Source organism: Mesorhizobium sp. M0768, from assembly GCF_040320195.1.
Classification (GTDB): domain Bacteria; phylum Pseudomonadota; class Alphaproteobacteria; order Rhizobiales; family Rhizobiaceae; genus Mesorhizobium.
Genome location: NZ_JAMYPD010000037.1, coordinates 41,269 through 49,046 on the forward strand (window position 1 = coordinate 41,269; position 7,778 = coordinate 49,046).

The following is a 7,778-nucleotide window of genomic DNA, read 5'->3' on the forward strand; positions in this document are numbered from 1 at the left end:
CTCTGGCGCCGATGCACCAAATGGGTTGCGCTCTGCGCAAAGCCATGACTTGAATGCGCGCACAGGGATGCGGCGGCGACCTGGAGCGGCGGAGGTGATGCGACGGTTCAGAATTGGCAGTGAGGTTTACGAGGGGGCAGCGCCTGACCTGCAGGCGGCGTTGGCGAGCGCCTATGCCCGCACCGAGCGTCCGCTGTGCCTGTGCCGCGAGCCAGGCTGCCCGATGTATATCGCCCGCATCGGCGACCTTCACCTGATCAAGCGCATGCCGCTGAGCGGCGGCGGACATGATCCATCCTGTGATTCCTATGAATCACCTTACGAACTGTCCGGTCTGGGCGCCTTGATGGGCAGCGCCATACAGCTCGATCCGCAAAGCGGCATGGCGGCCCTCAAATTGGACTTCAGCCTGTCCAAGACGGGGAGCCGGGCAGCGTCCGTGCCTGCGGGGCAAAGTTCCGCCAGCGTAACCGCCGATCCCAGGCGGATGTCGCTGCGTGGCCTGCTTCATTATCTCTGGCACGAGGCCGAACTGACGGTCTGGACATCCCGATGGGCCGGCAAGCGACATTGGTGGAATGTCCGCTGGCATCTGCTCGAGGCTGCCGGGCAAATGACGGTGAGGGGCGGACCGCTCGCGGATATTCTGTTCGTGCCCGAGCCGTTTCGCGCCGAGAACAAGGAAGCCATCGAACAGCGTCGCAACGCGGTTCTCGGCACGGCGCTCCCGGCGAAATCCGGTCCCCGAAAGTTGCTCGTCCTGGTCGGCGAGGTGAAGGAGATCGTGCCCGCCCGCTCCGGTCAGAAACTCGTCATCAGGCATTTGCCCGGTTTTCCCTTCATGATCGAAGATGCATTGCATCGCCGCTTGCAGGTGCGATTTGAGAAAGAATTGTCGTTGTGGGCAGCGGATTCCAGCTCGCATCTCATGACGATCGCGACGTTCGGACTGAACCCGGCCGGCCTCGCCATTGTCGAGGAGGTCGCGTTGATGGTGGTGTCCGAAAACTGGATTCCCTACGAGACGGTCCCGGAGAAAAGGCTCGTCGATGGGCTCGCCCGCGTTCGTGAGAAGAGCGTGAAGGGATTGCGCTTTGACCTGCAACCCGACCAGCCGATAGCCAACGCATTGCTTCAGAACAGGGACGAGCCGATAGCGCTCTTTGTCGTTCCGGCCGGTGCGGACGAAGCGTTCGAGGCGTCGCTCGACGAAATGATCGCCACGCGTCCGGAGATCGGCTCCTGGGTGTGGCGTGTCGGCGAAGGCGATATGCCGCCGCTACCGCTCTGAGCGTCGGCGGAATTTCCGTCGATGCTTCAGTATGCCTTAGGGCTTGTTGAGATTCATTTGGAGTTGATGACGGCAGCAGCGAGATGAATGATGGCATTGAAGCTCTGGTCGGTTTTGTCGGCGCGCATGGCGACGCGTTTGAACTCTTTGAGTTTGCAGAAGAAATTCTCGATCAGATGACGCCATTTGTACATCTCGGCATCGAGCGGGATCGGCTTTGTTCGGCGCGGATGCTGGGAAATGACGATCTTGGCGCCACGCTCGTTCAGATCGGCGATGATGGTGTTGCTGTCGAAGGCCTTGTCGGCGATCAGAGCGCCGAAGGAGAGGCCTTGGATGAGCGGTTCGACACCGACCGTATCGAAGCGCTGGCCCGGCAGCAGGACAAAGCGCACGAGATTGCCAAGCGCGTCGGTAAGCGCCAAGATTTTGGTTGTCATACCGCCCTTGGAGCGACCTATGGCCTGGCTTTGAGTCCCCCTTTTGCGCCCTGGCCGTGTCGATGGACCTTGACGATGGTGGCGTCGACCATGGCGTATTCCATGTCCGGCTGGCCCGAGCAAGCCTCGAAAAGCCGAATGAAAACATCGGCTTTGACCCAACCTCGGTATCGCGTGAAAACGCTGTTCCACTTTCCGAAGAGGGCAGGCAGATCACGCCACGGACTGCCAGTCCGCACGATCCAAAGAACCGCTTCGACGAACAGGCGATTGTCCTGGCCGCTTCGCCCAGGATCCGCTGGCTTACCCAGACAATGCGGTTCCATCTTCGCCCACTGGGCGTCCGTCAGCACGAATCGTTCCATCCAAAGCTTGAATCACGATCAAGCCAGAATGGGAATCTGGATATCAACAGGCCCTAGGCCAGGCCCAGCTTTTTCTTGAGCTCGGCATTTTCCTTGCGCAGACGGTCGGCAAGCAGATTCTTGAGGCGCTTGTTTTCTTCTTCGAGTGCGACAAGATCGCGGAGATCACCACTTTCTGAAGAAGGTGCGGCAGCTCTTTTCCAATAATAGTAGGTCTGCTCGGATATGCCGGCCTGGCCGACCGCAATCTTGCTGGTCGCGCCGCCAGCGATCGATTTCTCGATCTGGTCAAGCTTCTGGGCGCGTTCCTTCTCGGAATATGTCTTGCGGGTGGTCTTGACTGCTAACGGAGATTCAGCGGCCTGGGGCGCTGGCTTCGCCCCGTTCCTGCGCGCCGGCTTTGCGAGCTCTGCCTTCGCTTTCTTTGCTCGCGGAATTTTCTTCTTGGATTCAGGCACTTCCACTTTGGCTGGCGCTACTGTCGTCTGAACAGTCTGAGCGTCCTGAAAATCGGCCATGATATGCTCCGCTTTTGGTTTATCCCCTCCTTCAGCATCAATGGCTCTTATACTGAAGTCAATGACCTCTGAATTTGGCAACTGAGCACCGTCAGCCGGCTGCGTCATTTCCGTGACAATTTTGGACAGGTCGAGACCACCCCAGATCGAATGGCTTGACTTTTGCTTGCCGTGCTTCTGTTTCACTTCCACAACAAATGGCCGGATCTGGCGCTTCATAGTCTGTTCCTTGATGTGAGGACGACTTGCAAGCCAAGTCGCTGTTCGTTTTTGCGAGTATCCGACGCGAAGGTATCTGTCGCTCTCGCCGTGCTTTATCGGAGAAGCGACGCAACGAGCAAGCGATGTGTCATGGGCCTTAGGCGACCGGCTCAATCAGCGGGGGCAAACATGCCTACTGAGAGGTGGATCTTCAGAGCTGCATCCATACACGCGATGCTCAGGCGTCTAGCCAGCGGCGCGCGATGACTGTGCACAATCCGGCTGGAGCGATTGCAATCCAAATTTTCTTGGGAACTAATCTTCTCATGGCGGCGGATGAGCTGGACGCGCTTGTTTTCGGGATGGCAGTCGAAAGCGTTCGTGCGCTTACTGTACCTTTCACGGAAAAAGTCTCAGAAATCGCCAACCGAAGCCACGGTGTACTGCTTTTCAATTTGCGAATCGATGGCGACATGGAACTTCAGCGGGTCGCCGCCATCCGCTATCCTAGCGATCAGACAGGCGTTCTGGTGCTGGACAAGCAAGGCTTGTTGACCAGCCATTGCATGGTCAATGGCACTTTCTCCAGCTTTATCGCTCCCTTGGAGGACTGGAACACCCTTCCGCTACCGATGCAGGCCAAGACGAGTATCGCCGGCCCGGCCTGCCTGTTCATCGGCGCTTTACGCAATGCCGGGTACCTCCCGCATGGTAGGCACTGACCTGAAGTTTTGCTGAGGGCCCGATGCTTATATCCTCCTGGCAGTTGGCCATACGGACTCGCATGTTGGATACCGGGATGCAGGCTGGTGTTGCGGATAGAGGTCCGACCCTGGAGCGTGGCTTTCTTGACCACGAAGACCTCGTCGATGTTTGGCTCAACAGCTTGAGGATGCGCCGTACGCGGGTGCATCCACTGAGCCAAGGTCAGTCACCGTGAGGAGACGTTTCGCCGCCGAGGCGCGGTTCTTATAGGTGCCCATCGTCGCCTTCCTTCGTCAGCTCTGACGCAATCGCACTTTGGACAGGAACTCGTCGATCTCGAGATCCGACAGATCATCGAGCAGCTTGAAGACAGCATCATGCCTTCCGGCGTTAATGAGCGTGCGTTTGCCGCGATCTTCGGCCCACCGGCTCCGGCGGGGTCGCTCCCGGCCGACAGGCGGTTGACTTGGCTTTGGCGGCTGTTGCGGGATGTCATGCGGCGTGGGATTGGGACGGATTCTGACGACCGACGCCAGTGATGGCGCGGACGGCCGCCGCGAGCGCCGGAATGTCCTCGAGCATGCTGAGTGCGACGAAGTGGTTGGCCCCGCCGGTATAGTCCTTGCGCCCCGTGCAGGTCCTGATCAGGATGCCGTGACCTGAGGACAGCCCGAACTGGCCGACCTGAATGTAGGCGCGGTCATGGTGCAGGGTAATTTCACCGGAAACGGCTATGCCCGCCTTGTTTGAGCGCAGGTCTAAGCTTCCCTGCGGCAGGGCAAGTTCGACGGCGAGTTTCTTCAGCCGTGAACGGGCTGTCGCGTGGAAATGTCTCTTCTGCTGCTCGTCGTACGAACAGCTTCTTTTCCAGTCGAACATGCGGATCTCCATGAAACGAAAGCGTCCGGGATCGCCATGGCGATCCCGGACTTGAGAGTGAGTTGGAAATGAATGAGTCCGGTGGAGGTGCCGGACCCGTGCCGAGCGGGAGGCCGATTATTCGGCGGCCTGGAGGTGATCTGCTTCGTCGCCGTCGATGGTCACCGGCTCATCGGAGGACGGATCCGCATCGTCGGCGAGGAAGGCCGGCAGCTCGGCGGCATCGCCGTCGATAGCCGCCTCGTCCGACCTGTCGCCGGCGACCGCGTCGCCAGCATCGGTAGCCACTTCATCAATCTCAAGGCGCAGCGGCTCGGGCAGCCAGTTCGATCTTTCGAGAAGACGGGCGGCCTCACGCGCCATGCTGTCCTTCTTCATGTGGTCGATCAGCTGCGCGGAGTCTGCGCCACGAGCTTCGCGGACAGCCTGTAGAATCCGCGCCTTGGTGAGCCGCCCGAGGAACTCAACGGTAGGCGTCCAGCCGGCGTCGACCATGTCAAACTGGAGCGAACGTCCAAGCAGGTCTGCATGCTCGAGCGCCTTCGCTCGCCTGTTCCAGGGTTCGACCACCGCATTGAGGGTCAGCGAGACGCAGTGCGCGAACAGCGCCTTGCGGCTTGCTTCGTCGAGGCCGAGCAGGAAGTCCCATAGGCCTTCCGCTTCATCGGGCAGATCGCGGTCCCAGGCTTCGTGCCGCTCGGCGATCTCCTTGGCCCAGGATGTCTCGGCAAGACCATCGACCTGGCTGAAGCTGCCGCTCTTCAGGCTGATCTCCAGGCACGTGTCCGGCGCGAAGCGATAGAAGACCTGCAGGACGAAGGCATGGAGTGCGGCGACGATGGCGATGTCGACGTCACCGGCGAGCGCGTTGCGTAGCGCCAGGGTCCGCTGCGCGGTCAGGTCGAAAACGAGCCGATCGGGCAGCGGCTTGATGCAATCGTCCTCGCCGTCGTCGCCAGAGCCGTCACCCACCGGCTCGCCGTTGACGACAACACCTTCGCCATCGTCGCCACTGGATCGGGTTTGGCCCTCGGCGCCCCCTTCCTCGCCCTCCTCGACGTCGCCGGTCTCGGTCCGCGGCTCGTCCTCGGACCGCACGAAACCGGCGTCGACCTGGAGCTCGCCGTTCGCGGCAAGCGTAACGAACACACCGGCAATGTCCTTCTGGGCGGGATCGTAGCTTTGAGGACGATCATCGATCGCATCGAGCTCGGCGCCCAGCTGGTCGAGCTTCGCCTCGATTGCCTCGTCGGCATCCTCGGCCTTGGCATAGTCCGCATCCAGCTTGTCGTATTCGGCCTTCAGCGCGTCGTAGCGTTCGATCTCCTCGGCGCTCAGCTCCTGCGCCTCGGCGTAGATGCGCCGCATGCCGGAGGCGTGGCCATAGGGAAAGCTGATCGCCGCCTCGACCCACTTCCAGCCTTCGGCGCGGATTGCCTCGGCATCCACCTTCAGCCTGTCGAAGACAAGCTGCTCGAGGAGTGCGGCATCCTGGAACCAGCCGCCGGAATCCTGCTCGAACAGGTCGCGCAGGATGACTCCGCCAGCTGCTTCATAGGCTTCGGCGCCGACATAGACGGCCCGGCGATCATCGGCCCGAACCGTCGTCTCCGTCAGCAGGCGCCTGATGTAATAGGGCTCCTGCGTGTGCGAGCTGGAAATCCGCTCCCAGACCTGCTCCTGGCGCGCGTGATCGTCCGAGATCGAAAACGCCATGATCTGCTCAAGACGGATTTCGTCGTTCTCGTAGAACTCGAGAAGCTTTGGCGATACCGATGCCAATCGCAGACGCTGTCTCACTATCGCCGGTGATACGAAAAAGCGGGCGCCAATCTCGTCCGGATCGAGGCCCTGATCGCTGAGCGTCTTGAAGGCCCGAAACTGGTCGAGCGGGTGCAGGTCAGCGCGCCGCAGGTTTTCAGCAAGAGAGTCCTCCTCGGCCGAGGTCTCCTGCCCGCGGTTGACGATGCAGGGGATTGGCTCGTTCTTGGCCAGGCGCTTTTGCTTGATGAGGATGCCGAGCGCCAGATAACGCCGCCCGCCGGCGGGCACCTCGAACGTGCCGGTCTCCTCGCCCTCGCCGTCGAGCATGGGCCGGACGTTCAGGCTCTGGATCAGCTTTCGCCGTCCGATGTCTTCGGCCAACTGCTCGATTGACACGCCGTCCTTGATGCGCCGAACATTTTTCTGCGACAGCATTAGCTTGTCATAGGGAATATTCTCCGCGGCGTTCATCGCGATCTTCTGAATGGCGTTCTTTGCCATGGTCAGGTTCTCCATGACGGACGGTCCGGGGCCTCTCCCCGAACCTCCAAGCCCGTCAGAACCCTCCCCTCCCCCTCTGCCTCCAGGCCTCACGCCGACCCGGCCGCCTGCCGCAAACCTTCGCTGGACTGCGGACGGCAGAGTGACTATATATCTTCCATGAACGTGGAAGGATTATTGTCATGCCGGGGTTTAGTACCGAAGTGCTCACCGCCAATGAAGCGGCGGCGGTAACGCAGGTGCCGCTTAAGCAGGTGCATCGCATCATCGATGCCGGATTGCTACGCGGCCGTGTCGAGACACGCCGCGGCAGCCGTGTCATCATCGGAGCGGGTCTCGTCGGCCTACGCCTCGCCTGGCTGACGGCGGAGACGCTGACGCCGGCCGCGCGGCGGCGGATCGTCGAGCACGCCATTGCCGATGATGCTGCGCCCGTGGTCGCGGACGATCCGCTTAAGGTCGACCTGAAGCCGATCACCGCCGGGGTAAGGACCGGCCTCGGCCGGCTGAGGAAAGCCAAGGCCATGGTGGCGCGCGATCCAGCGGTACTTAGCGGTCAGCCGGCCTTTGTGGGAACACGCGTGCTTGTTCATGACGTTGCCGACATGCTCGCCAATGGCGATACTCCCGAGACGATCCGTGCCGCCTATCCGCAACTGACTCTCGACCGGATCAGGCTCGCGGCCGACTATGCGCTCGCCTATCCGCGGCGTGGCCGTCCGCCGGTCAAGCCGGCGTGGCGCAGCACGGCGGCGAAATCGAAACGCACAATCCGTCTCGACGATCTGCCGGCCGTTTCGTGAAATTCCTGATCGACGAATGCCTGAGCCCAGAGCTTGCGAAACTGGCGCGCGAACGGGGTTTTCCAGAGTCGAGCCATGTGCGCTGGCTGGGCCTCGCCGGCGCCAAGGACCATATGGTGACCCGGCGCGCGGTCGATGACGGCTATGTGCTCGTCACGCACAACACGACCGACTTTCGCGGCCTCTATCGCCGCGAGGAGCTGCATGTCGGGCTGGTCGCCTTCAACACCGCCCCTGGCCTGATGAGCCTCGATCTCCAGCACAGGCTCTTTCATCTCGCCCTTTCGGAGCTCGGTGGCGAGGAGGCATGG

Annotated in this window: 8 protein-coding genes; 4 read left to right on the top strand and 4 right to left on the bottom strand. The window is 61.2% G+C overall.

Features of this window, described 5'->3' with window-relative positions; genetic code table 11:
- Positions 1-97 precede the first annotated feature (97 nt).
- Complete coding sequence (locus NKI08_RS29760; protein WP_352774551.1) at positions 98-1,291, top strand: DUF1173 domain-containing protein; 1,194 nt, start codon at positions 98-100, stop codon at positions 1,289-1,291.
- 53 nt (positions 1,292-1,344) lie between these two features.
- Here NKI08_RS29760 and NKI08_RS29765 read toward each other — a convergent pair.
- Positions 1,345-2,096, bottom strand: a protein-coding gene (locus NKI08_RS29765) for an IS5 family transposase (RefSeq protein ID WP_352774553.1) whose coding sequence is annotated in 2 segments (ribosomal slippage) — positions 1,345-1,766 and positions 1,766-2,096 — 753 coding nt in all. Because the reading frame shifts where the segments join, the coding sequence is not laid out codon by codon here.
- Between the two features lie 53 nt (positions 2,097-2,149).
- Positions 2,150-2,833, bottom strand: coding sequence for a transposase (locus NKI08_RS29770; RefSeq protein WP_352509832.1), 684 nt, complete (start codon positions 2,831-2,833; stop codon positions 2,150-2,152).
- Positions 2,834-3,078: 245 nt separating this feature from the next.
- On the opposite strand from NKI08_RS29770, the gene NKI08_RS29775 reads away from it, so the two are divergent.
- On the top strand, positions 3,079-3,537 hold the full coding sequence (locus NKI08_RS29775; RefSeq protein WP_352774556.1) for a hypothetical protein: 459 nt from the start codon (positions 3,079-3,081) through the stop codon (positions 3,535-3,537).
- Between the two features lie 475 nt (positions 3,538-4,012).
- On the opposite strand, the gene NKI08_RS29780 is transcribed toward NKI08_RS29775, so the two are convergent.
- Positions 4,013-4,399, bottom strand: coding sequence for a hypothetical protein (locus tag NKI08_RS29780; RefSeq protein WP_352509834.1), 387 nt, complete (start codon positions 4,397-4,399; stop codon positions 4,013-4,015).
- A 117-nt stretch (positions 4,400-4,516) separates the two neighbouring features.
- Positions 4,517-6,664, bottom strand: a complete 2,148-nt coding sequence (locus tag NKI08_RS29785) for a ParB/RepB/Spo0J family partition protein (protein ID WP_352774558.1) — start codon at positions 6,662-6,664, stop codon at positions 4,517-4,519.
- Between the two features lie 182 nt (positions 6,665-6,846).
- On the opposite strand from NKI08_RS29785, the gene NKI08_RS29790 reads away from it, so the two are divergent.
- Both NKI08_RS29790 and NKI08_RS29795 read left to right on the top strand, forming a co-directional pair.
- Entirely contained in the window at positions 6,847-7,467 is a 621-nt protein-coding gene (locus NKI08_RS29790) for a DUF433 domain-containing protein (protein WP_352509837.1), read from the top strand.
- Positions 7,464-7,778, top strand: a 315-nt coding sequence (locus NKI08_RS29795; RefSeq protein ID WP_352774561.1) for a DUF5615 family PIN-like protein, incomplete at its 3' end; no start/stop codon positions are given. The genes NKI08_RS29790 and NKI08_RS29795, both read left to right, overlap by 4 nt.